This window comes from Virgibacillus salexigens, assembly GCF_014905415.1.
GTDB lineage: Bacteria > Bacillota > Bacilli > Bacillales > Amphibacillaceae > Virgibacillus > Virgibacillus salexigens.
Genome location: NZ_BNEO01000001.1, coordinates 111,391 through 135,235, shown reverse-complemented (window position 1 = coordinate 135,235; position 23,845 = coordinate 111,391). Strand labels below are relative to the sequence as shown.

At 36.8% G+C, this 23,845-nt stretch carries 23 protein-coding genes and 1 riboswitch; of the genes, 16 read left to right on the top strand and 7 right to left on the bottom strand.

What is annotated here, in order from left to right; all coding sequences use genetic code 11:
* The first annotated feature begins 53 nt into the window (after nucleotides 1-53).
* The 4 genes from aceA to JKP73_RS00685 all read left to right on the top strand — a co-directional run bounded on the left by aceA (nucleotide 54) and on the right by JKP73_RS00685 (nucleotide 4,807).
* Nucleotides 54-1,331: an isocitrate lyase gene (aceA, locus tag JKP73_RS00700; protein ID WP_021289000.1), complete on the top strand. Its 1,278-nt coding sequence runs from the start codon at nucleotides 54-56 to the stop codon at nucleotides 1,329-1,331.
* A gap of 320 nt (nucleotides 1,332-1,651) precedes the next feature.
* Nucleotides 1,652-2,875 carry a C40 family peptidase gene (locus JKP73_RS00695; RefSeq protein ID WP_200410801.1) on the top strand — a complete coding sequence of 408 codons (1,224 nt, stop codon included), beginning with the start codon at nucleotides 1,652-1,654 and terminating at the stop codon, nucleotides 2,873-2,875.
* Nucleotides 2,876-3,076: 201 nt separating this feature from the next.
* Nucleotides 3,077-3,613 (top strand): TetR/AcrR family transcriptional regulator, encoded by a 537-nt coding sequence (locus JKP73_RS00690; RefSeq protein WP_021288998.1) that lies wholly within the window; start codon nucleotides 3,077-3,079, stop codon nucleotides 3,611-3,613.
* Between the two features lie 78 nt (nucleotides 3,614-3,691).
* Complete coding sequence (locus tag JKP73_RS00685) at nucleotides 3,692-4,807, top strand: MFS transporter (RefSeq protein ID WP_038243060.1); 1,116 nt, start codon at nucleotides 3,692-3,694, stop codon at nucleotides 4,805-4,807.
* Nucleotides 4,808-4,887: 80 nt separating this feature from the next.
* Here JKP73_RS00685 and JKP73_RS00680 read toward each other — a convergent pair whose 3' ends face one another.
* Nucleotides 4,888-6,129, bottom strand: a complete 1,242-nt coding sequence (locus JKP73_RS00680) for a Bcr/CflA family efflux MFS transporter (RefSeq protein ID WP_021288996.1) — start codon at nucleotides 6,127-6,129, stop codon at nucleotides 4,888-4,890.
* Nucleotides 6,130-6,431: 302 nt separating this feature from the next.
* Between JKP73_RS00680 and JKP73_RS00675 the strand changes: the two genes are divergently transcribed.
* The 6 genes from JKP73_RS00675 to JKP73_RS00650 all read left to right on the top strand — a co-directional run bounded on the left by JKP73_RS00675 (nucleotide 6,432) and on the right by JKP73_RS00650 (nucleotide 12,024).
* Nucleotides 6,432-7,019: a nitroreductase family protein gene (locus JKP73_RS00675; protein ID WP_308436471.1), complete on the top strand. Its 588-nt coding sequence runs from the start codon at nucleotides 6,432-6,434 to the stop codon at nucleotides 7,017-7,019.
* A 153-nt stretch (nucleotides 7,020-7,172) separates the two neighbouring features.
* Nucleotides 7,173-8,687, top strand: a complete 1,515-nt coding sequence (locus JKP73_RS00670; RefSeq protein ID WP_021288994.1) for a BCCT family transporter — start codon at nucleotides 7,173-7,175, stop codon at nucleotides 8,685-8,687.
* A 231-nt stretch (nucleotides 8,688-8,918) separates the two neighbouring features.
* Nucleotides 8,919-10,205 (top strand): hemolysin family protein, encoded by a 1,287-nt coding sequence (locus tag JKP73_RS00665; RefSeq protein WP_021288993.1) that lies wholly within the window; start codon nucleotides 8,919-8,921, stop codon nucleotides 10,203-10,205.
* Nucleotides 10,206-10,320: 115 nt separating this feature from the next.
* A riboswitch (guanidine-I (ykkC/yxkD leader) is annotated at nucleotides 10,321-10,422 on the top strand.
* A 90-nt stretch (nucleotides 10,423-10,512) separates the two neighbouring features.
* The gene (locus JKP73_RS00660; RefSeq protein WP_021288992.1) at nucleotides 10,513-10,848 is read left to right on the top strand and encodes a DMT family transporter; all 336 of its coding nucleotides are present in this window, start codon (nucleotides 10,513-10,515) and stop codon (nucleotides 10,846-10,848) included.
* 2 nt (nucleotides 10,849-10,850) lie between these two features.
* A complete protein-coding gene (locus JKP73_RS00655) occupies nucleotides 10,851-11,165 on the top strand; it encodes a DMT family transporter (RefSeq protein WP_021288991.1) in 315 nt (104 codons plus the stop codon).
* 76 nt (nucleotides 11,166-11,241) lie between these two features.
* Nucleotides 11,242-12,024 (top strand): VLRF1 family aeRF1-type release factor, encoded by a 783-nt coding sequence (locus JKP73_RS00650; RefSeq protein WP_021288990.1) that lies wholly within the window; start codon nucleotides 11,242-11,244, stop codon nucleotides 12,022-12,024.
* A 55-nt stretch (nucleotides 12,025-12,079) separates the two neighbouring features.
* Here JKP73_RS00650 and JKP73_RS00645 read toward each other — a convergent pair whose 3' ends face one another.
* The 6 genes from JKP73_RS00645 to JKP73_RS00620 all read right to left on the bottom strand — a co-directional run bounded on the left by JKP73_RS00645 (nucleotide 12,080) and on the right by JKP73_RS00620 (nucleotide 15,879).
* Nucleotides 12,080-12,424, bottom strand: coding sequence for a fluoride efflux transporter FluC (locus tag JKP73_RS00645; protein WP_021288989.1), 345 nt, complete (start codon nucleotides 12,422-12,424; stop codon nucleotides 12,080-12,082).
* Nucleotides 12,421-12,816: a fluoride efflux transporter CrcB gene (gene crcB / locus JKP73_RS00640; RefSeq protein WP_051739042.1), complete on the bottom strand. Its 396-nt coding sequence runs from the start codon at nucleotides 12,814-12,816 to the stop codon at nucleotides 12,421-12,423. The genes JKP73_RS00645 and crcB overlap by 4 nt, the downstream gene beginning before the upstream one ends.
* A complete protein-coding gene (locus JKP73_RS00635; RefSeq protein WP_021288987.1) occupies nucleotides 12,795-13,214 on the bottom strand; it encodes a Fur family transcriptional regulator in 420 nt (139 codons plus the stop codon). Before JKP73_RS00635 ends, crcB begins: the two co-directional genes overlap by 22 nt.
* Before the next feature lie 17 nt (nucleotides 13,215-13,231).
* Entirely contained in the window at nucleotides 13,232-14,083 is an 852-nt protein-coding gene (locus JKP73_RS00630; protein ID WP_021288986.1) for a metal ABC transporter permease, read from the bottom strand.
* 15 nt (nucleotides 14,084-14,098) lie between these two features.
* Entirely contained in the window at nucleotides 14,099-14,854 is a 756-nt protein-coding gene (locus JKP73_RS00625) for a metal ABC transporter ATP-binding protein (protein ID WP_021288985.1), read from the bottom strand.
* 74 nt (nucleotides 14,855-14,928) lie between these two features.
* The gene (locus JKP73_RS00620; RefSeq protein ID WP_160806586.1) at nucleotides 14,929-15,879 is read right to left on the bottom strand and encodes a metal ABC transporter solute-binding protein, Zn/Mn family; all 951 of its coding nucleotides are present in this window, start codon (nucleotides 15,877-15,879) and stop codon (nucleotides 14,929-14,931) included.
* Between the two features lie 248 nt (nucleotides 15,880-16,127).
* Between JKP73_RS00620 and JKP73_RS00615 the strand changes: the two genes are divergently transcribed.
* The 6 genes from JKP73_RS00615 (at nucleotide 16,128) to gcvH (ending at nucleotide 23,787) form a co-directional block, all read left to right on the top strand.
* A complete protein-coding gene (locus JKP73_RS00615; protein ID WP_021288983.1) occupies nucleotides 16,128-17,048 on the top strand; it encodes a proline dehydrogenase family protein in 921 nt (306 codons plus the stop codon).
* A gap of 333 nt (nucleotides 17,049-17,381) precedes the next feature.
* Nucleotides 17,382-19,781, top strand: a complete 2,400-nt coding sequence (locus JKP73_RS00610; RefSeq protein WP_038243084.1) for a 3-hydroxyacyl-CoA dehydrogenase/enoyl-CoA hydratase family protein — start codon at nucleotides 17,382-17,384, stop codon at nucleotides 19,779-19,781.
* 19 nt (nucleotides 19,782-19,800) lie between these two features.
* Complete coding sequence (locus JKP73_RS00605) at nucleotides 19,801-20,976, top strand: acetyl-CoA C-acetyltransferase (RefSeq protein WP_021288981.1); 1,176 nt, start codon at nucleotides 19,801-19,803, stop codon at nucleotides 20,974-20,976.
* Between the two features lie 47 nt (nucleotides 20,977-21,023).
* Nucleotides 21,024-22,808, top strand: coding sequence for an acyl-CoA dehydrogenase FadE (locus JKP73_RS00600; protein WP_021288980.1), 1,785 nt, complete (start codon nucleotides 21,024-21,026; stop codon nucleotides 22,806-22,808).
* Nucleotides 22,809-22,967: 159 nt separating this feature from the next.
* Nucleotides 22,968-23,324 carry an arsenate reductase family protein gene (locus tag JKP73_RS00595; protein WP_021288979.1) on the top strand — a complete coding sequence of 119 codons (357 nt, stop codon included), beginning with the start codon at nucleotides 22,968-22,970 and terminating at the stop codon, nucleotides 23,322-23,324.
* Between the two features lie 79 nt (nucleotides 23,325-23,403).
* On the top strand, nucleotides 23,404-23,787 hold the full coding sequence (gcvH, locus tag JKP73_RS00590) for a glycine cleavage system protein GcvH (RefSeq protein WP_021288978.1): 384 nt from the start codon (nucleotides 23,404-23,406) through the stop codon (nucleotides 23,785-23,787).
* Nucleotides 23,788-23,845 lie beyond the last annotated feature (58 nt).

Below are 23,845 nucleotides of genomic sequence, written 5' to 3'. Positions count from 1 at the left end.
TAATCTGTTATATAACAAAAATATATGTAATATAACAAATGGGGAGGATTAATATGGAAGATCAACGAGTTAATATGCTAATCGAAAATTGGGAGAAAGACGAACGTTGGATAGGGGTAGAAAGGCCGTATCTCGCTAAAGATGTAATCCGTTTAAGGGGGAGTATGGATATAACCTATTCTTTGGCTGAACGAGGAGCAAATAAATTATGGGAGCTACTGCACACAGAAGATTATGTTCATGCATTAGGAGCTTTAACTGGAAATCAAGCGGTACAGCAGGTAAAAGCAGGTCTTAAAGCAATTTATTTAAGTGGTTGGCAAGTAGCAGCTGATGCGAATCTTTCCGGTCAAATGTACCCGGATCAAAGTTTATATCCTGCCAATAGCGTTCCGCATGTAGTGAAACGCATAAATCAGGCCTTACAACGAGCAGATCAAATCCATTACGCAGAAGGGGACCAGAATTTGGATTGGTTCGCTCCAATTGTCGCTGATGCTGAGGCAGGGTTTGGCGGACAACTAAATGTATTTGAATTAATGAAATCAATGATAGAGGCTGGCGCGGCAGCTGTTCATTTTGAAGATCAATTATCCTCGGAGAAGAAATGCGGACATTTAGGTGGAAAGGTGTTATTACCTACACAAACAGCTATTCGTAATTTAATTTCTGCTCGGTTTGCAGCTGATGTAATGGGCACACCCACCATTATAATTGCTCGAACCGATGCAAATGCTGCTAATTTAATTACGAGTGATATTGATGCATCTGACTCAACATTTATTACGGGAGAGCGAACAACAGAAGGATTTTATAAGACAAGAGCGGGAATTGATCAAGCGATTGCTCGTGGATTAGCATATGCTCCATATGCTGATCTTATATGGTGTGAAACAGCTGAACCAAATTATCAGGAGGCGAAGCAATTTGCTGAAGCAATTCATAAGAAATATCCAAATAAGTTATTAGCTTATAATTGTTCCCCATCTTTTAATTGGAAACAAAAACTTTCCGATCAAGAAATTGCGTCCTTTCAAGAAAAGCTAGGAGAGTTAGGGTACAAATTTCAATTTGTAACACTAGCAGGATTTCATGCATTAAACCATAGTATGTTTGAACTGGCTAGGAAATATAAGGAAGAGGGTATGAAGGCCTATGCTGCATTACAACAAGGTGAATTTACGAGTGAAAAATATGGCTACAGTGCTACTCGACATCAACGGGAAGTAGGAACAGGCTACTTTGATGAAGTTGCTCAAGTAATTGCTGGTGGAACAACCTCAACGGCAGCATTAAAAGGATCAACAGAAGAAGAACAATTTACCTCTTAGAATGATAGAATAATAGATATAATTGCGTTTATTCCTTTGTGGGGTGAACGCTTTTTATATGATTCGATACGATTTTTTTCGATCTTATTCATAGCGAAATGCCCAGATTCATATCCAATTACCAGGTAATATGTCGTATTTGAAATATAATTGTAACATTTTCATAATATGAGTGAAATTTTTACCTGTTATACTACTAATTGCCTAAATAAATAGAAATACATAAAAAATTAGTTTCACTTTACTGCTTAGCTACAACGGAAGAATAACACGATACATAGATAAATGATGGCAGACCGTGATTCAAGAAGTGGGGGAGAATGTTGAAAAAATCAGTTTTAACAGTATCGGCTGTAGCAGTCGTCGGGTTTAGTAGTGTATTTTTCCAAACCGAAGCAAACGCAGAATCTATCAATAACTTAAAGGACAAGCAATCTGAAATCCAAGATAACCGCGAGGAGATAAAAGCGGATCTATCCGATGCGGAATCTGAGATAGCAGATGTATTAATAGAATTAGAAGAATTAAATAAAGAAATAAGTCAAGTTAATCATGCCCTAACAGAAAACCAAAAAAAGATGGATGAGACGGAGGACAGCATTTCATCTAAACAAGCAGAAGTTGATAAATTAGAAAAAGAAATTAAACAACTTGAAGAAGCGATTGAGAAACGATTTGACATTTTAAAGGAACGAGCTGTTTCATATCAACAAAGTGGCGGTAATGTAAGTTATCTAGAAGTAATTTTTGGTTCCAAGAGTTTTGGTGACTTTATTAATCGTGTTTCTGCTGTAAATAAAATATCTGATTCGGATGTTGAATTAATGGAGAAACAGGAAGCGGATAAAAAGAAAGTAGAAGAAAAACAAAATAAGGTGCTCAATAGTCTTGAAGAATTGAAAGATATGAAAGCAGAATTAGAAGGCATCCAGGCAACCATTAAAGAACAAAAACAAGAAAATGAATCAAAAAAAGATACATTAAAATCAAAAAAACAAGATTTGGAAGCACTAAAAGATGAACTTCAAGTTAAGGATAGTAACTTAGCAACCCTTGAATCACAAGTACAAGAAAGTATTGCTGCAGCAGAACAACCAGTAGCTAGTTCAGATGGAGGGGAATTGCAAACACTAAGTAAAAAAAGCTCTCCTTCTAAAGCTGTTGTTTCTAATGGAGGCGGTGGCCTAAGTACGGTAATTAATGCAGGCTATCAATACCTAGGTGTTCCATATGTATGGGGAGGTAAAACGCCAAGTGGATTTGACTGTTCTGGATTTGTTTCATGGGCATTTGCACAGGGTGGTTATTCGATCCCATCTAGTACATCTGCTTTAGCAGGTACAGGTTCAAAGGTTTCCTATAGTAATATTCAACCTGGAGATATTGTGTTTTTTGACACATATAAGAAAAATGGACATGTCGGCATTTACATCGGAGGCGGTAAATTTATCGGTTCACAGAGTACACCGGGGTTATCGGTAGAAACAATGACGAGTGGTTATTGGAACGAAAAATTTAATGGACATGTACGCCGCATTAGATAATACAGAATAAAATCAGGTAGTTGAGATATACTCAACTACCTGATTTTTTATCCGAAATGTGAAAGGGAATTTTCCATTTTGTAAGCAGGAGTGATCACTTAGTACAATTAGCTTTATCCACATACACTTAATTATTGTAACGTACTTTTTGATATGATAAGATGATTTTATAGCGATCGTTCTATCTAAAGGTGGTGTATAATGAGTAAAAAAAAGCAAGATTTATTAGAACATGCTGAAAAATTATTTTATCAAAACGGTTTTCACGCGATTGGTCTTAAACGTATTGTTCATGATGCTGGAGTTGCTTTAATGACGTTATATAATCACTTTGACTCTAAAGAAGACCTAATTCTTGAAGTCCTTAAAAATCGAGAAAAGAGATATTTTTCACATCTAAACAGTATGGCTGAATGTAGAAATACAGAAGGTACGGTTTCAGTTGCATTACTGTTTGCTGAAGCACATATTGCATGGCTAAGCTCTTCTGGAACGAATGGTTGTATGTTTTTAAGAGCAAAGGAAGAGTACGCTTTAGAGAATGAAGAAATTGTTAATCAAGTCATTGCTCACAAAAAATCATTCATTTCTTTCTTGGTTAAACAAGGCTTTTCTCATGCTCACTCGATTCAGTTAGCAATGTTGTTTGAAGGGGCTACCTCACTTTCAGAAATACTCGATGTAAATGATATAGCGATTCAGTTTAGAAGTTTAATAAAAGATTCATTTAGAGAGTAAGCTGGAATGATGTCTAGCTTACTTATATATTCAATAAATATATAATGATCGTTCTATATAAATGGAGGGGGAGATCGTATGTGGAAGTTTGTACTACCTGGAATTGCAATGATTGGTGTCACTTATGCATTTGCACGTTTTAGTTTTGGTTTGTTTTTACCTCATATAACTGAATCATTAGACCTCACGGAAAGCAATGCTGGTTTTGTTGGTTCAACTGCTTATGCATCCTATACTTTGGCTTTATTGACAGCCTCATTATTCATTCAAAAATGGGGACAATTACGGGTAATTCAATTGGCTGGAATAAGTGCAATTCTAGGTTTATTAGGGATCGCCTTTTCTCCTAATTTTTATATATTAGCGTTAAGTACTTTTATTGCCGGTCTCGGGAGTGGCTGGTCTTCTCCAGCTTTTTCTCAAGTTGCTGCAACCTCATTAAGAGAAAAAGATAGAGATAGAGGCAACACTTGGATGAATAGTGGAACTAGTTTTGGACTTATCGTGTCTGGTCCAATAGCACTTCTGTTTACAGAACACTGGAGACTTTCATTTCTTCTTTTTGCACTTATGGCTATCGTCGTTTTTATTTGGAATACAATACGTATACCAACTCCAGCTTCTTTTCCAAGCCAAGATAAAACAGTAACGGGTTCTCGCTCGTTAAAACGAGCTAAATGGTTGATAATTGCTTCTATAATGGTAGGGGGAAGTTCTTCTGTTTTTTGGACTTTTTCAAGAAGCTACTTAACAGCTGTTTATCAAATGAGTGACTTTGAAAGTGTATTTTTTTGGATTTTAATGGGGGTATCAGGCATTATTGGAGGAGTTGCAGGAAGTTTCATAAATAAGATAGGTTTGTCTTTATCTTATCGTCTAACACTCTTAATAATGATGACTTCTCTTGTTATCATTACAATACCAAACCCTATAACGATTTATACTTCATCCATCTTTTTTGGCGTATCTTATATCGTTATGACGGGGATTTTAATTGTTTGGTCAACACGTATATTTACGTCCTTGCCATCCATCGGTGTTAGCTTATCCTTTTTATCGTTGGGAATAGGTCAGTCCATTGGTTCTTTTATTGCTGGAGGGACAATTGATGCTATTTCATATCCTTTTACTTTTGTTTTATTTTCTCTAATTGGATTGGTTGGGGTAATCGTTCCTACTAAAAATTCTAATTAATAATGGTTATGCAAGATAGAATCGACTAATTTAAGCTGATCCCCGCGCGATCCTAATAAAATTTGGGGATCAGCTTCTACTTAATCATCTAATTCAATCTTTGTATGTTCTTTTTTAACTAGCAAGAAGAAAGCTGTAAAGCCAATCAGGGAAGTAGTAAATAATATAGCTGCCATCGGAACAGCTGATGCTTCATTAATACCAGCAAGTGGTGAGAATATTGAACCGAGCAATAACGGTAGCATACCTAAGACGGCACTTGCGCTTCCTGCACGGTGTCCCTGCTTGGCCATTCCAAGGGTAAATGTACTTGTAATAACCATTCCGATTGTGATCATATATATAAAGATTAATATGACAATGGATGTTAGTGGTCCTTCAATTATTGCCATGACAAGCAGTATGGATGTTGCTGTTAACGCAATCGTGATGGCTGTCTGAAGTAGTTTTTTTTCTGGAATTATTCCACCAAAACGTCCGATAATAAAACTCCCTGTAATAATTGCCAGCCCATTTATGCCAAATAGTACGCTAAACGTTTGTGGGGATACCCCATAAATATCCTGATATACAAATGGTGTTCCCGATACATAAGCAAAGCTTCCTCCATGTACAAATCCAACGACCAGTGCATAGCCAATAAACGAACGATCCTTCAGTAAGCTTCCCATGGTTACAACAGTTGCACCAAGTGAACTTGGTATCCTTTTCTCTGGTGGTAGGGTCTCCTTTAATTTCATGGCGACAACAGCTACAATCAAGATGCCAATGAAACTTAAAAATAAAAAGATGCTTTGCCAGCTTCCAGACTCAAAAGAGAGAATTGCACCACCGGCCATAGGTGCGATCATTGGGGCAACAGCATTAATAACCATTAACAGTGCAAAGAATTTCGTTAGAGCTTTACCACTGAACACATCTCGTACGACAGCGCGTGAAAGAACAACTCCTGCCGAGGCGGTAAATCCTTGCAAAAAACGTACTGCGATTAATATCGCAATATTAGGTGCAAATGCGCAGAGAATAGATGTTAATGCAAACAGACTAGTAGCAATTAATAATGGCTTCTTTCTTCCCTGTGCATCACTAATTGGTCCAACAATTAATTGACCGACAGCAAGTCCGAGCAAACATGCAGTTAAACTGGTTTGCACCAATGTAGCGCTGGTATTTAAATCCTGTGCAATTCCAGGGAAACTAGGTAAATACATGTCGATATTGAGTGGTCCTAGAAATGCGAGCAGACCGAGTAGCAGTGCTAGTCCCACACGCGTTTTTCCCGTCGGATTGTGCAATACTGGTTCTTGTTGTTCAAGATACAAAAGTCATCACTCCTAACCATTATATTTTACGTGCTCAGTTATGTTTTGTTAAGTATTTATTAGATAAACAAGGTTAATAATCCGAAAACATCATCGTATCATAGCTGCTTCTCTTTTAACTCGTTCTATTTTCGGTACATTCCATCGATTTGTAACATCATCATCTAAAATAGAGAGAAGCTATCGTTTTGTCTATTAAAAAGCTTCAGCTGATTCTTCTATATGGAAGGTTTTGAAAAGTATGTTATTTCATTTATAATGAAAATTATACGTTTTTAAAAACTAAAAAGGAGGTTTTGTTGTTGAAGGACGCTATTCGAAAACCTGTATATGATATTGACCCGATCTATACAAAACGTTGGTCTCCAAGATCTTTCTTAAGCAGAGCAATACCAGATGATGATTTAAAAGGCTTATTTGAAGCAGCAAGATGGGCCCCATCTTCAGCAAATGTTCAGCCTTGGAGATTTGTTATTGCAAGAAATGAAGCGGATAAAGAAGCGTTCTTATCGTTTATTCACGATTCAAATACGATTTGGTGTAAGCACGCACCTGTTTTAGCTGCGGTGATCTCTAAAATGGATGAGCAAAAATTTGGCGGGCATAATCCTACACATGCGTTTGATATGGGTGCAGCTTGGGCTTGCTTAGCTTTGGAGGCAGCACGAAGAGAAATTATTACACATGCAATGGCTGGTTTTCATAAACAGAAAGCAAAAGCAGCATTGCGAATTCCGGATAATTTTGAAATACATGCCATTGTAGCTATCGGTTATCAAGGGGAAAAGGAATGGCTCTCTGAAGGGCTGCAGCAACGTGAAGTCCCGTCCAATAGAAATGAGGTGGATTCGTTTTTATTTGAGGGGGATTTTCACAATACTAATTTTTAAATACAGAACAACATACGATGAAGAAAAGAAGTCTTTACTTGTGATATTTTCAATATTGGCGAAAGGTTTATTGAATAGTAGTTGGGGTATATGTAAATGTACTCCTGGCACCTGAACAACGCGAGACATAAAAACCGATAGAAAGGATATGTTATGAAAAATAATAACTCGTTTAAGAACCCAGTGTTCTATGTATCTGCGTTTATTGTATTGCTTTTAGTAGTTATTGGCGCAACGACACCCAAAAAATTTGGGGAAGTGGCCAATACATTATTTAATTTCACGACGAATAATTTTGGCTGGTTTTATTTACTGGCAGTTTTTGTCTTTATTTTATTTCTAATCGCGATTTCATTTAGCAAATTTGGGAAAATGCGCTTAGGAGCAGCTGATTCTAAGCCTGAATATTCATTTTTCACCTGGATAGGGATGCTGTTCTCAGCAGGATTTGGTGCTGGTCTTGTTTTCTGGGGTGTAGCAGAACCAATGAGTCATTTCTTTAATACACCATTCCCTGAATTAGAATCGATGTCTGAAGAATCGGCGAGAGTTGCGATGGGATATGCATTCTTCCATTGGGGGATTAGCCAATGGTCCGTATTCGCAGTGGTTGGTCTAGTCATCGCTTATTTACAGTTTAAAAAGAAGGAAAGAGGTTTAATATCTACTTCCATCCAGCCGGTGGTCGGAAAGAATAGAGTATTGGGCGATACCATTGATTCGTTAGCTGTTATAGCAACGGTAATGGGAGTGGCAACTTCATTAGGCTTAGGTATTCTGCAGATGAATGGAGGGTTAAAATCTGTTTTTGATGTACCTACCTCTATTTGGGTACAAATAGGAATTGCTGCGGTAATGTTGATTACATATTTAATTTCTTCCAGTACAGGGTTGGATCGAGGAATAAAGTGGTTGAGTAATATTAATTTAGGACTTTGTTTATTATTATTAGTATTTGTATTTTTAGCTGGTCCGACTGTATTCATTTTAAATACATTTGTATTAGGCTTAGGTGATTATTTTACAAATTTTGTTCAATACAGTTTGCGTTTAACACCTTATTCTGGTGAATCATGGGTGAGGGATTGGACGATATTTTACTGGGCATGGTCTACAGCGTGGTCCCCATTCGTTGGTGCTTTTGTTGCACGAGTTTCTAGGGGAAGAAGTATTAGACAATATGTTGTTGGTGTATTAGTTGTTTCTCCGGCAATTGCTTGTTTATGGATTGCTGCATTTGGAGGAACAGCACTTTATAGCGATTTATTTAATGGTACATCCATTGCTGAAGCAGTCAATGCAGATGTTGCTGTAGCCTTATTTGAGACTTATCAGCATTTACCATTTACAACAATTTTATCGTTACTATCGATCTTCTTGATTTTTACATTCCTCGTCACATCTGCTGATTCAGCAACATACATTTTAGGATCGATGACATCTAGAGGAAGTCTAAACCCTGCACTACTTACTAAAATTGTATGGGGTGTATTAATTACAGCCATTGCTGTTGTATTGTTATTGGCTGGTGGTTTAGAGGCCTTACAAACAGCTTCACTTATTTCGGCACTTCCATTTACGGTTATTTTATTAATTATGATGATCTCCTTCTTACGGATGATCAATAAAGATTATCGGAAGACGAAAAAGGAAGAAGAAAATAAATAAATGAAAAGCAGGTAAGGGGCATTTTCCTTTACCTGTTTTTTGTAATAATAGACGTAATATAGGTAATAAGATAAAATGAATATAGAAAAAAGGCAGGTAGGTGATTCACATGGGAAGGCAATAGCATTCGCATATTTACTAATGGTAGGTGACTCACCTGCAGACGGATAATTTTATTTATCGACATACAGGAGGTGGATTCCTTGTATCCAAAGGATACAAGGATGCTAATTGGATATTGTTAATTTAGTTTTGGTTGCTATATTGATTTTGCTTACTGCATTCTTTGTAGCAACCGAATTTGCAATTGTAAAAGTTCGTGCAACACGTATTGACCATTTAATTGCGGAAGGTAATAAGCAAGCGGTCTATGCTAAGAAATTAATCGATAATTTGGACGCTTATTTATCTGCCTGTCAGCTAGGTATTACTGTAACGGCATTAGGACTGGGATGGCTAGGAGAACCTACTGTCGAAAGATTGTTACATCCAATATTTGATAGATTAGGACTAACTGAAACAGTATCTTCTATTCTATCATTTGGGATTGCGTTTGTTCTGATTACTTACCTGCATGTGGTGTTAGGTGAGTTAGCTCCAAAAACAATTGCTATTCAAAAGGCAGAGACTGTTACATTATATCTTGCTCGACCACTTATGCTATTTCATAAGTTGATGTATCCATTTATTTGGCTATTAAATGGTTCTGCACGCTTATTTATCCAATTGTTTGGGTTTAGACCCGTTAAAGAACATGAAATGGCACATTCAGAGGAAGAATTACGACTCATTTTATCCGAAAGCTATAAAAGCGGTGAAATTAATCAGTCAGAAATGACATATGTAACGAATATATTCGAATTTGATGAACGGATAGCAAAGGAAATCATGACGCCACGCACAGAAATGATCTGCTTTTTTAAGGAAGATAGTTATGAGGACAATATTCGGGTGGTTCAAGAAGGTCAGTTCACAAGATATCCAGTTGCCGATGAGGAAAAGGATCATATTGTTGGACTGGTAAATATTAAAGAGCTATTTACCAACTATATGGATAAGGCTAACCCCCAATCCATTGATACGTTTATCAGGCCTATTATCCATGTAGCAGAGTCAACACCAATTAGGCAAGTGTTATTAAAGATGCAAAAAGAACGTATTCATATGGCAATTGTTAATGATGAGTATGGAGGAACTGCTGGTCTCTTAACTGTTGAAGATATACTAGAAGAAATAGTTGGTGATATTCGGGATGAGTTTGACTTACATGAAAAACCAATGATAAAAAAAGTAGAAGAAAATGTGAACATTGTTTCTGGGAAACTGCAACTGGAGGAAGTAAATAATTTGCTTGATACAGAGTTAGGTGATGAAGAAATTGATACGATTGGGGGTTGGATATTTCTGAATAATCTGGATGCCAAAAAAGGTACGACAATCCACCATGAGAATTATCAATTTATCGTAGAAGAAATGGAAGGATACCAGATCAAAGAAGTAAAGATAGTCAAAGGATAGCTGATACCGCGTGTAACCAAAGTTATTTGAAAGTCAAATTAACCTAGGTTTAGCGATTGTTCTAAACTATAAATTGACAAGCATCGTATGTATGGATATACTAAAATGAATTCAAGAAATTATTTTCTAGGGTTCCGCAAGTAGTTTTTTTGCTTGGACTGGTCCGAGAGAAAATGCACGTGATTCGTGTACACGGAGGGACAAAAGCCCGGGAGGATATCGAAATTGGTTGATATCTTCTCGGGCTTTTTTTATGCCTGAAAGATTCTTGAAAGTTTGGAAAAGCTACTTATATGAGGTGATACAAATGAAAAAGGATTGGAATATTATCTTTTTAGCCGGACTGTTTGAGATAGGATGGGTTATTGGCTTAAAACACTCTAATGATTGGATAACTTGGCTGCTAACGATAGTAGCGATTTATATTAGTATGCATTTATTAATCATTGCATCTCGTAGACTGCCAATTGGTACTTCTTATGCTGTATTTACTGGTATCGGAACTACTGGGACAGTTATTCTTGAAATTGTTTTATTTAATGAAGCGTTTCAGATTGCAAAAATCGTACTCATACTGCTTTTGCTTTCTGGAGTGATTGGCTTAAAAATGATTACAACTGAAAAAGAAAGAAAAGAGGTGTAAGTATGGATTGGTTTTTCTTAATTGCAGCCGGGGTCAGTGAGGTTTTTGGCGTAATGGGGATTAATAAAGTAAACCAACAGCGAACAATCACCTCTTTTACTTGGTTAATTGGCGGATTCATTCTAAGTTTTGCCCTCTTAAGTATAGCCATGCAGACAATTCCAATGAGTACTGCTTATGCGGTTTGGACTGGTATTGGTACCGTAGGCAGTGCATTGGCAGGTATGTTTTTCTATAATGAATCAAAAGATTGGCGACGACTGTTATTTATTGCCATGATTCTTTGTGCGGCAATTGGACTGAAGCTGATCTCCTAAATATGTTTATCGTTCATAGTTATCGGATAAACAGTAATTAATAAACGCAATAATCTTAAAGGAGAGGCCGATAATAATGGATTTAGCTAAAGAATTAAAACAATTGGAAGCCATCCAACGAGATGGAGCGGATAAGGTTTTTACCATGTATTTAAATACAGACCCTTCCGACCCTGAACAACAAGGTGGAGAATGGAAAATCCAGTTTAAAAATGGGATGCGTAATTTTGAACAGTATTTGGAAGAGGCGAATAATAAAGAAGAGCTAAAAAGCTTTCAATTAGTAAAACAGAAGGTAGAAAAATTTGTTCGTGGCAATGAGCAAGAATTTCGTAGAGGCATTATTATTTTCGCAACAGCTGACGAAGAAGTTTGGTTTGCTGCACGAGTACAAATGCGTTTGGATACGGCTTTCTTTTGGCAAGAAACTCCAGTATTAGATCAGTTAAAAAGTCTTGAAGAAGCACATCCGAAGTCGGGTATTATTCTTGTTCAACAAAACCAGGTGAAGGTAATCGAATCTTATTTAAATGAAATTGAAGATAAGAAGTCCTACGAATTGGATATAGAAACCGACGATTGGCGTGAAAAAACAGCCATGGGCCCAGGTAATCCAACTGTTCAAAAAGATAACTTAAATGCAAGATTTAATGCAAATAAACACCGTTGGTATAAAAAAATCGCACCAAAAATAGATAAGCAAGCAAAGGATAATCAGTGGGATAAAATCTATGTGGTTGGCGAACCAGGACCAACTCAAGCATTTAAAGATCAAATGAATAAACCAATTAATGATGTCATTAATAAAAATATGCTTGATCATGAGGAAACAAAGGTATTAGAAGAAATATTTGGGTAATCATGACAAACAAGGACTGTCCCGTATTAAGGGACAGTCCTTGTTTGTCATCAAATTATAATAAATAAAGGATTAGCAGTACAGCGAATAGTGAGAAAAGGACAGAAGTACTAATATAAACCATGGCAAGTTTGAATTCTTTTTTTAATATTAATCGTAGTGATTCATTTCCAAACGTAGAAAATGTTGTATATGCGCCGCAAAATCCCACACCTAACAGAAGCCAACCTGCTCTAGGCAATACGCCATCCAGATAGTAGTGAAGGAGAACACCTAATAAGGCAGAGCCAGTTATATTTGCTGTCCATGTACCAATTAATCGTTTGTTGGCTAAAAGCGACAGTTGATAGCGTGTAATACTACCAATAATCCCCCCAACTGCAATAAGTAACCAATTCATCCTTGCTCCCTCACTTTTCTAAGCGAGGCAGTGTAACCAAGGAAACAACTTATTAATCCGCCGATGATGCTCATTAAACAATATGTCATTGCTGCTAATTCACTTGTACGCCAAAGTTCAATGGTCTCAATTGCGAAAGTAGAAAATGTTGTAAAAGAGCCAATTATGCCGATATTCATGGCTGCAAACAAGTCAGGGGAAAGTTTTTTTCTAATTGCATCTTGACTTAAAAAGAAACTGAGTAAAAAACATCCAATTAAATTCGCGCATAAAGTAGCAAAGGGAAATCCCTTTGCTGTTATGATTATAGATACACCATGTCTAGTTATTGCACCAATTGCACCACCTAAACCGATTAAAGCATAGGTTTTTAAGTTAGAGCCAATCTGCATCCTGGGCACCTGCCATAAATCTCGAATTTATGCCCTTCAATGGAATAACCTGCAAGTGAATGCTGTACTTCATCCATTGGACAAACTTCAATTTCCTTCGTTTTTCCACAATCCCTACATATGAAATGGTGGTGATGGTGATGAGTACAGTTCATACGGAAATGTTTTTCCCCATTTAATTCGGTGGTTTCCAAAATACCAACTTGATTATAAAGATGCAGATTTCGATAAACGGTATCAAAACTAATTCCTTCATAGCTCGCTTCTAAGTGTTGGATAAGATCTTTTGCAGTTCGATACCCATCAGCATTATCAAAAAATGTTAAAATTTCTTTTCGCTTACCTGTTGTTTTATATCCTTTTTGCTTCAAGAGTTCGATCGCTTCATTTATCTTCATTCAGCTTCCCTCACTTTTTATTTAACGGTTTTATTCCTTCTGTTATAGTTCTTTAACTTTTTGGCGACAATCGATAAGAGTAAAATAAGAATTGAAACCATAACAATGGTCCCGCCAGGAGGTATACTTAAATAATACCCAGAGATTAACCCTATAATAACAGCTAATTCACCAAATACAATAGATAAAACTAACATTTGCTTAAATCCTTTAGCTATTCGCATACTTGCAGCAACTGGCAATGTCATCAAGGCAGATACAAGAAGCACACCAACAATTCGAATCGATGCTGCAATTACAAGAGCAGTTAGTACAATAAATAATAAATGAATATATTTCGCGTGCAAGCCAGCAATTTTCGCATGTTCTTCATCAAAAGAAAGCGTGAATAGCTCTTTAAAAAATAACCCAATTATAATAATAATAAAAATCGAAATTCCCGCAATGGTGTAAAAATCATTTTGACTCACAGCTGAGACGGACCCAAATAAATAATTGAATAACTCGGTATTAAAACCATCCGCTAGTGAAATGAAAATGACACTTAATCCTACGCCTCCAGACAGGATAATGGGAATAGCTATTTCTTGATACGCTTTATAAAGTCCACGTAGCCTTTCAATAAGTATAGAACCTAGGACGGAAAAGGCCATGCCACTATAAAGTGGACTTAACATAATAGCAAATTTTTTCTCGAGTAAAAGTCCAAAGGCTATACCTGCTAGTGTAACATGAGATAAGGCATCTGCAATTAAAGATAATCTTCTAACCACAATAAATGTACCTAATAATGGTGCAATAATCCCGATTAATATTCCTGTGAAAAAAGTATTTCGTAAAAAGTCGTATTGTAAAAAATCTGCTAACATAAGGTTTCCTCCAACTTAATGATCATGTGTAACAATATTGACGTTATGTCCATGAATTCGTGACAAATCATTTGCAGTAAGTGCATGATATTCATCTGGTTTTCCATGAAAATGCAATTGCTTATTTAAACAAGCAATATCCGTAGCATGTTCTGTCATTGTTCCCGTATCATGTGACACCATTAGCATTGTAATGTTTTGTTCATGATTTAATTGATATAGTAATTCGTAAAAACGGTGTACATTTTCATGATCAACACCAACTGTCGGCTCATCGAGGATGAGAAATTGAGGATCACTTACTAATGCCCGTGCAATAAAAATACGTTGTTGTTGTCCACCGGATAAATTACCAATATTTTCATAGGTATATGCTTGCATACCGACCTGCTCGATAGCCTGCTGGATTTGTTCTTTATGATGTTTAGTAAAGAATTTGAAATAACCGACCTTTGCAGTCAATCCCATGGATACAACTTCAAATACAGTAGCAGGAAATCCTCGGTTAAATGTATTGGCTTTTTGAGAGACAAAGCCAATCTTATCCCATGCTGAGAATTTGTCTAATGGCTGGTCGAAAAGGGCAATTGACCCCGAATTTGGTTTAATTAATCCCAAAATAAGTTTAATAAGTGTTGTTTTACCACCACCATTTGGCCCAATTAAACCTAAAAACGAACCACTTGGTATCGAAAAATTTATGTTTTCTAACACCTGTTTATTTTCATAAGCAAAATTGATATTCTTCATAGATACTACGACGTCAGTCATGTCGTTAACTCCTTTCAATTACAAATGAAAGAAGCATCAATGGATTTGATGCTTTCTTTCTATAAGTCCCAGCTTTACTTTGTAATTTTATCAAGTACTTGTAAGTTTTGCTTCATTATTGAAAAATAATCTTCATTATTTGAAATATCTTTTTCTGTTAATACGGACAAGTTATGAATCGTTACTGCCTCCGCATGAATGTGATCTTGGATAATTTCAGACACTTGATTTGAACTGTTTTGTTCAAAAACAACATAATCTAATTGGAATTGATTTGCTTGGTCGATAATTTTAGTTAATTCTTTCTGCGATGGTTCACTACTTGAAGATAAACCATTAATGGAAATCTGCTCTAACCCATATCGTTCCTCCCAGTACCCGTAAGCAGCGTGAGAAACGAGGATATGTTTGTTTTCTTTTTTATTTAAGGTTTCTTTAAAGTCGTTATCTAAATTAGTCAGACGTTCTTCTAACTGATTAAAATTCTCTGTATATGCTTGTTGTTGATCGGGATTTAATTGAATAAGTTCTTCTTTCAGCATTTCAGCAAGTTCTACCATGCGTAATGGATCTAACCAAACATGTGGGTCATGATCACCGTGATTATGACCATCATGAGAATGGTCATGACTGCTTTCGTCTGCATGATTGTGCTCTTCATCATTAGAATGGAAGAGGGAATCCTGCTTCCCTAATTCGACTTGGGTTATATCCTCTGAGGAAAGGGCATCTGCTGCACTTTCTGCAAATCCTTCCATACCTGCTCCCATATAAATAAATGCATCACTTTTAGCGATAGCAGTAATATCTTTGGAAGTAGGCTCATACGTATGTGCATCAACGCCTGCTGGATAAACAGATTTCACATTTACTGTATCTCCGCCAATTTGTTCAATTAGGTATTGAATGGGATAAATGGAAGTATATATTGTTAAATCGGATTTTTTCTTTGTAGATGCTTCATTAGAGGAACACCCGGCTAGAATAAATCCGACGATAACTATTATAATTGCAAACTTTTTCACGATTATGTTCCTCCTTAGGTGAATGTCTTTTATTATATTATCGTAATCATTTCGAAATGTAAATAGGAACGATTACGATTTTATAAATATAGGTTGCTAGACTATCTACTACACAGGTATGTGAATGACTCATATAATGTGAATAAAAGAAAGTTTGTAAGTTTGAGAAAATAATAGCCATCATTTGTCTAATGATGGTAAACTAAGCTTAATCATGAATTATTGGAAGTTTCAAGGGGGGATTATGGTTGGATCAACTATTGCGAAACTTTTTCTTATTTTTATCAAATAATCGAACGTTAACCAAATTAGCAAAATCATATGGATTTAAGTTTGGGGCAGGAAGGTTTGTCGCTGGTGAAACGATAGAACAGGCTTCAACAAAAATTAAACAAATGAATGAAGATGGGTTTGCGGTTACGGTCGATCATTTAGGAGAATTTATTGATAATGAGGCGGAGGCAAAAGCGGCCGTGGAGGAATGTATTCATGCAATAAATGTTTTTGCTGAAGAGGGGTTAGATGCTGAATTATCTTTAAAATTAACTTCCATTGGATTAGATATTTCGCAAGAACTAGTAATGAACAATATGCGATTCATCCTAAATGCTGCAAAGAAACATGGCTTGATTGTGACCATCGATATGGAAGATTTTTCGCGAGCTGAGCAAACGTTACAGATTTTCAAGGAGCTTAGAAGTGAATATAAGAACGTTGGGACAGTTCTTCAAGCATATCTATATCGAGTAGAAGCAGATATTGAAGACTTAAATGCATATGACCCGTATCTTCGATTAGTAAAAGGAGCATATAAAGAATCAGAACAGGTTGCCTTTCCAAATAAACAAGATGTCGATGAAAATTACCGGAGGATTATTAAGCAGAATTTGCTCCAAGGAAATTATACAGCGATTGCAACCCATGATGAAGCCATTATCGATTTTGTGAAAAAATGTGAGAAAGAATTTCGTATTCCTAGAGAGCAATTTGAATTCCAAATGCTTTATGGGATACGTATTGATTTACAGAACGAACTAATTGCTGCAGGTTATAAGGTACGCGTATATGTGCCGTATGGAAAGGATTGGTTTGGTTACAATATGCGTAGACTGGCTGAACGACCGGCGAATGTGATGTTTGTATTAAGAGGAATCATCAAACAAAAGTAGGTAACCGAAGGCGGAAGTATATGTACACTCCACCACACGTTTTGTGATTATTGGATGATTCGTCTATGTATCGTAATTGCATGCCGTGTAGACAGATTATCTTTTGAGTGAATTCCGCATGGGTTCCATAGAATAGTAGATTTATTAATTTTGATTTTATACCTCTATTCCCAGTATTAAAGTCTTGTAAAGATCAACAAAATTATTTTCAATTATGGATTGCGAAAAGTCTGTAAATACTATATAGTAATAATTAAGTGGATAGGGAACTATCTTTTTATTTTCGCAGAAAAATGAATGAGTATTCATTCAAAATGGATTGGGGGATAAACTATGAAGCAATCAATCAAGCGTGCCGCTGTTTTAGGCTCTGGTGTTATGGGGTCTGGAATTGCTGCTCATTTAGCTAATCTTGGAATACCAACACTTATGCTTGATATTGCACCACAGCAATTAACCAAAGAAGAAGAAAAGAAAGGGTTATCCTTAGATGATCGAGTAGTTAGAAATCGTATAGCAGCACAAAGTAAGCAAGCACTAAAAAAGCAGAAGCCATCTCCAATTACAACCAAAAAGAGTCTTGATCTAATTGAAATTGGGAATATGGATGACGATATGGATAAACTAGTGGATGTAGACTGGATTATTGAAGTGGTGGTAGAGGACCTTGCCATTAAGAAAAAGGTATTTGCAGATGTAGATAAATATCGCAAGGAAGGTACATTTATTAGTTCCAATACTTCAGGAATTTCGATTGAAGCAATGGCTAGTGATTGTTCGGAGGATTTTCGAAAACATTTTTTGGGGACACACTTTTTTAACCCACCACGCTACTTAAAACTTTTAGAAATTATACCAACGAAGGATACAGATCCTGAAGTCGTAGCATTTATGAAAAGATTTGGTGAAAATGTTCTAGGTAAAGGTGTCGTTGAAACAAAGGATACTCCTAATTTTATTGCTAATCGTATCGGTACGTATGGATTGTTAGTAACGGTAAGAGAAATGTTAAATGGTGGTTATAGTATTGGGGAAGTTGATTCGGTAACTGGTCCAATGATAGGTCGAGCTAAAAGTGCAACTTTTCGTACATTAGACGTTGTCGGCTTAGATACATTTATCCATGTTGCCAACAATGTTTATGATCAAGTCGATGGGAAGGAGAAAGAAGTATTTGCCATTCCAGCATTTATTTCAAAAATGAAAGCAAATGGATGGCTAGGGGCAAAGACTGGTCAAGGATTTTTCTTGAAGAAAAAAGATAAAACAGGTAGTACGATTTATGAATTGAACCCTGAAACACTAGAATACGAGGATCGTAAAAAATTAAAAACAGCTGCAACAGAGATGGCCAACCAAGAAAAAGGCGCGCACCGAAAATTGAAAACGCTTATATCAAACGAAGGAGATCGCGCAGGAGACCTTGTATGGTCAATTCTAAAACCCGTGTGCATTTATGCAGCAGAACTTACAGGGGAAATTGCCGATGACATTGTTGCCATTGATAATGCGATGAAATGGGGATTTGGATGGGAAATGGGACCATTCGAAACGTGGGATGCAATCGGTTTACGTAAATCGGTTGAACGAATGGAAGTAGAAGGGGAAGTGATTCCAAGCTGGATTATCCATATGTTGGAAAAAGGGAACGAATCCTTTTATAAATCGGATAATGGAAATGTATATTATTACGATAATGAAACCTATAAACAAAAAACATTTAATAAGAAAGAGATAAATTTAAAGCAATTAAAAGAGATAAATGGGGTTATAAAAAAGAACGCGGGTGCTAGTTTGATAGATTTAGGAGACGGAGTTGCGGGATTAGAATTTCATTCCAAAAGCAATGCTATTGGTCTAGATATTATTCAAATGGTAAATGAAGCCATCGATGAAGTAGAAGAAAATTATCAAGGACTTGTGATTGGAAATCAAGGAAAGAATTTCTGTGTTGGCGCTAATCTAGGTATGATGCTAATGGAAGCACAAGATGATAATTTCTTTGAACTAGATATGGTTATTCGTCAATTTCAAAATATGGCCATGAGGATTAAATATTCCAATAAACCGATTGTGACTGCTCCGTTCAATATGGCAGTTGGTGGTGGTGCAGAAGTATCCTTGCCAGCAGCTTCCATTCAAGCTTCAGCAGAAACATATATGGGGCTTGTTGAATTTGGAGTTGGTTTAATACCCGGTGGTGGTGGTACGAAGGAGTTGTATTTAAAGCAGCTTCGTAATTTACCAAAGGGTATTCATTTTGACCTTAGCAAAGTTGCCAATGATGTGTTTGAAAAGATAGCGATGGCTACCGTTTCTACTTCTGCAGCTGAGGCACGTGAAAATGGATTTTTAGATCAAAGTGACAAGATTAGTGTAAATCCTGATCACTTACTTCATGATGCGAAAGAGAATGTCCTTGCATTGGCTAATGCAGGGTATCAAGCGCCAATGCGTGAAAAAATTCCAGTTGTTGGCGATGCTGGTTATGCAGCTATGTTACTTGGTTCGAAGTCATTGCAATTAAGTGGTTATGCTTCGGAACATGATCTTAAAATTGCTGAAAAATTAGCCTATGTATTGTCTGGGGGACGCATTACCAATAGTACAGAAATCGATGAGCAAGTCATGCTTGATTTAGAAAGAGAAGCCTTCTTAAGTTTAATTGGGGAACCAAAAACCCAACAACGTATGCAGCACATGTTATTAAAAGGGAAGCCGTTACGTAACTAAAAGCAAAGGGGGAAATGATGTGAAGGAAGCAGTAATTGTAGCAGGTGCAAGAACCCCTGTAGGAAAAGCGAATAAAGGATCGTTAGCTCATTCACGGCCAGATGATTTAGCAGCATTAACAATTAAAGAGACGTTAAAGCGTGCAGGGGATTACGATGGAAATATAGACGATGTCATCATTGGATGTGCAATGCCAGAAGCAGAGCAGGGAATGAATATGGCCAGAAATATTGCTGGCCTTGCAGGGTTAAAACATGATGTGCCAGGTATAACCATTAATCGTTATTGTTCATCTGGATTACAAAGCATTGCTTATGCTGCCGAGCGGATTATGGTAGGAGCAAGTGATTCTATAATTGCTGGTGGAGCAGAATCAATGAGTTTAATTCCAATGGGAGGACACGTGATTAAACCAAATTCATCCCTTGTGCAAAATGCTCCTGGCTACTATATGGGAATGGGGCATACAGCAGAAGAAGTTGCCAATCGATTCAACATATCTAGAGAAGATCAAGATGCGTTTGCTGTGCGCAGTCATGAGCGTGCAGCAAAATCCTTAGAGGAAGGGAAATTTAAAGACGAAATCGTGTCAGTAGAAGTAACCCATCGGTTTATTAATACAAATAATAAGCCAGAAGAAAAAACAGTGACATTTCAAATAGATGAAGGAGTAAGGCCAGGTACCACCATAGATGTTTTAGCAAAACTGCGACCAGCCTTCCATATAGAAGGAACGGTTACTGCAGGTAATTCTTCGCAAATGAGTGATGGTGCGGCTTCCGTTTTATTAATGGACCGTGAAAAAGCAGAAGGGGAAGGGTTAACACCGTTGGTTAAATTCCGTTCTTTTGCGGTGGCAGGTGTCGAACCAGAGATTATGGGGGTTGGCCCAATTGCTGCTATTCCAAAGGCTCTAAAGATTGCAGGTTTAGAACTATCTGATATTGGATTGTTTGAATTAAATGAAGCATTTGCCTCTCAATCAGTAAGAGTGATTCAAGCGTTAGATTTGGATGTTGAAAAAGTCAATGTCAACGGTGGTGCCATTGCTCTTGGTCATCCGCTCGGTATGACAGGGACAAAATTAACATTAAGTTTGATGCATGAGATGAAGCGGAGAAACGTACAATTTGGTGTCGTAACCATGTGTATCGGAGGTGGAATGGGAGCTGCTGGAGTATTTGAACTTGTTTAACTATGGAACTTTTCTCTTCAATAAATAACAAAAAGGGGTAGATGATATTGAGTGAAACAAAAGAAAAAGTTTTTAAAGGCGGCGGGTTTCTTGTAGAAGATTTAACGGCAGAAGATATTATTACGCCAGAGGATTTCACAGAAGAACATAAAATGATTGCTAAAACAACCGAGGAGTTTGTAAACGGAGAGGTACTTCCTAAAGTAGATAATTTAGAGAACCACGAATTTGAATATTCGGTAGATCTATTAAAAAAAGCTGGTGACTTAGGCTTACTGGGTGCAGATGTCCCTGAAGAATACGGCGGATTGGGTTTAGATAAAATTAGCTCTTCCTTGATCACCGAGAAATTTTCACGTGCTGGCGGTTTTTCTGTCACGCATGGTGCTCATGTTGGGATTGGGTCCTTACCGATAGTGTTTTTTGGTAACGAAGCGCAAAAGAAAAAATACCTTCCTAAATTAGCATCTGGGGAATTGCTTGCTGCTTATGCGTTGACAGAACCTAGTTCTGGATCAGATGCCTTAGGTGCAAAAACAACAGCAAAATTAAATGAAGCAGGCACCCATTATATTTTAAACGGAGAAAAACAATGGATCACCAACTCTGCATTTGCCGACGTGTTTATAGTGTATGCAAAAATTGACGGAGAGCATTTCTCAGCTTTTATTGTCGAAAGAGCATTTTCTGGTGTATCCACAAGCCCAGAAGAAAAGAAAATGGGAATTAAAAGTTCTTCTACACGAACCTTAATATTAGAAGATGTTGAAGTACCAATTGAAAATCTATTAGGAGAAAAAGGTCGAGGTCATGTTATTGCGTTTAATATTTTGAATGTTGGTCGTTATAAATTGGCAATTGGCGGTGTTGGTAGTTCGAAGCGAGGCTTAGAAATAGCTACAAAATATGTAAATGAGCGAAAGCAGTTTAATACACCTATCTCTAGCTTTGCTTTAACGAAAGAGAAATTGGCTACGATGGCATCGGAAACATATGCAAATGAAAGTGCTGTTTATCGTACAGTGGGACTTTTTGAGCAACGCATGGGTTCGTTAACACAAGAACAATTAAATGATGGAAGAGAAGTTGCTCGTGCCATTGCAGAATACCAAATTGAATGCTCCATGAACAAATATACTTGTACAGAGCTGTTGGATTATGTTGCGGATGAAGCAGTCCAATTACACGGTGGATACGGTTTTATGCAAGAATATGAAGTAGAACGTATGTATCGTGATTCTCGAATTAATCGTATTTTTGAAGGTACAAATGAAATTAATCGATTGCTTGTGCCAGGTACCTTATTGAAGAAGGCAATGAAGGGAGAACTTCCTTTACTTCAGAAAGCACAAGGGCTCCAAGAAGAATTAATGATGTTAATGCCAGAAGAAGTTGGAACGGAAACATTGGAACAGGAAAAACATTTACTCAAAAATGCCAAGAAAATCATTCTATTAGCAGCTGGACTTGCGGCTCAAAAATATATGCAAAAAATTGAGCAAGAACAAGAAATCTTAGTAAATCTTGCCGACATGGTGGCTGAGGTTTATAATATGGAATCTGCAATTCTTCGTACCGAAAAAGCGATTAATCATACGGGTGAAGAAAAGAATAAACAAAAGCTGCTATACACACAAGTATACGTACAAGAAGCATTTAACCGAATAGAAGCAGATGCAAAAGAAACATTAATTGCTGTTGAAGAGGGAGACACCTTACGAATGATGCTTTCTTCTTTACGTAAATTAACAAGACATACACCAACAAATGTAATAACGAAAAAACGTGAAATTGCCGGTGCTATTATTGAGGCTGAAAAATACGTCCTTTAATTTATCGAGCTGTTCATCCCTTGCCATAGTGCAAGGGATATTTTATTTGTGATTTATGTGACATACGAAAAAGAATACGGATAGCTGCTCTCTTTTGCTCGATCTTTTCACAGCTCGTTTGCTATAATAATGCTCAATATAGGATTAGGAGGTTTATATATGGAAGTAATATTTTACTGGTACCCAAATTGCGGGACATGCAAAAAAGCAAAAAAATGGTTCGAAGATAATCAGGTTACATATCAACCGATACATATCGTTGAAGAGACACCTAGTAAAGAACAATTGCTTGATCTAATTCAAAAAAGCGGGCTTCCAGCCAAGAAATTTGTTAACACGAGCGGCAAAAAATATCGTGAGCAACATATCAAGGATAAAATTAAAGAAGCAACAAATGAACAAATAGCAGAAATTCTTGCATCGGATGGGATGTTAATAAAACGTCCAATTGTTACAGATGGCTCTAAAGTAACGGTTGGTTTTAAAGAAGAATTGTTTCAAGATCACTGGCTATAAAAATTTAAAAAGAAATGCTGGATAAATGTCATGGAAACTTGTATAGTGAAAGTGGAATGATATATTGGAGGGGATTGTTTTGAGCTTACCAAAGGAATTATTTTACACAAAAGAACATGAATGGGTAAAAAAAGAGGATGGCAATGTACGTATTGGTATTACGGATTTTGCCCAAGATGAACTAGGAGATATTGTTTTTGTTGAACTCCCTGAACCAGGTGATGAATTAGAGATCAATGAACCCTTTGGAAGTGTAGAGTCTGTTAAAACCGTTTCAGAATTATATGCTCCCATTAGTGGCAAGGTTGTCGAAGTGAATGAAGAATTGGAGGACAACCCGGAATATGTAAATGAGTCACCTTACGAAAAAGCTTGGATGGTAGTAGTAGAACCAAGCCAAAAATCAGAGTTAGACGAATTATTATCTGCTGATGGTTATGGAGAAATAATAAGCGAGGATTAATTAAATTTAGTTACAGTAATGGCTGATATGCAATTCAATTGCAATCAGCCTTGTTTTT

Bases quoted from the DNA above. Each gene is read 5' to 3' on its own strand.
- aceA (WP_021289000.1), top strand. From the start codon at position 54: ATGGAAGATCAACGAGTTAATATGCTAATCGAAAATTGGGAGAAAGAC.
- JKP73_RS00695 (WP_200410801.1), top strand. From the start codon at position 1,652: ATGTTGAAAAAATCAGTTTTAACAGTATCGGCTGTAGCAGTCGTCGGG.
- JKP73_RS00690 (WP_021288998.1), top strand. From the start codon at position 3,077: ATGAGTAAAAAAAAGCAAGATTTATTAGAACATGCTGAAAAATTATTT.
- JKP73_RS00685 (WP_038243060.1), top strand. From the start codon at position 3,692: ATGTGGAAGTTTGTACTACCTGGAATTGCAATGATTGGTGTCACTTAT.
- JKP73_RS00670 (WP_021288994.1), top strand. From the start codon at position 7,173: ATGAAAAATAATAACTCGTTTAAGAACCCAGTGTTCTATGTATCTGCG.
- JKP73_RS00660 (WP_021288992.1), top strand. From the start codon at position 10,513: ATGAAAAAGGATTGGAATATTATCTTTTTAGCCGGACTGTTTGAGATA.
- JKP73_RS00655 (WP_021288991.1), top strand. From the start codon at position 10,851: ATGGATTGGTTTTTCTTAATTGCAGCCGGGGTCAGTGAGGTTTTTGGC.
- JKP73_RS00650 (WP_021288990.1), top strand. From the start codon at position 11,242: ATGGATTTAGCTAAAGAATTAAAACAATTGGAAGCCATCCAACGAGAT.
- JKP73_RS00645 (WP_021288989.1), bottom strand. From the start codon at position 12,424: ATGAATTGGTTACTTATTGCAGTTGGGGGGATTATTGGTAGTATTACA.
- crcB (WP_051739042.1), bottom strand. From the start codon at position 12,816: ATGCAGATTGGCTCTAACTTAAAAACCTATGCTTTAATCGGTTTAGGT.
- JKP73_RS00635 (WP_021288987.1), bottom strand. From the start codon at position 13,214: ATGAAGATAAATGAAGCGATCGAACTCTTGAAGCAAAAAGGATATAAA.
- JKP73_RS00630 (WP_021288986.1), bottom strand. From the start codon at position 14,083: ATGTTAGCAGATTTTTTACAATACGACTTTTTACGAAATACTTTTTTC.
- JKP73_RS00625 (WP_021288985.1), bottom strand. From the start codon at position 14,854: ATGACTGACGTCGTAGTATCTATGAAGAATATCAATTTTGCTTATGAA.
- JKP73_RS00610 (WP_038243084.1), top strand. From the start codon at position 17,382: ATGAAGCAATCAATCAAGCGTGCCGCTGTTTTAGGCTCTGGTGTTATG.
- JKP73_RS00595 (WP_021288979.1), top strand. From the start codon at position 22,968: ATGGAAGTAATATTTTACTGGTACCCAAATTGCGGGACATGCAAAAAA.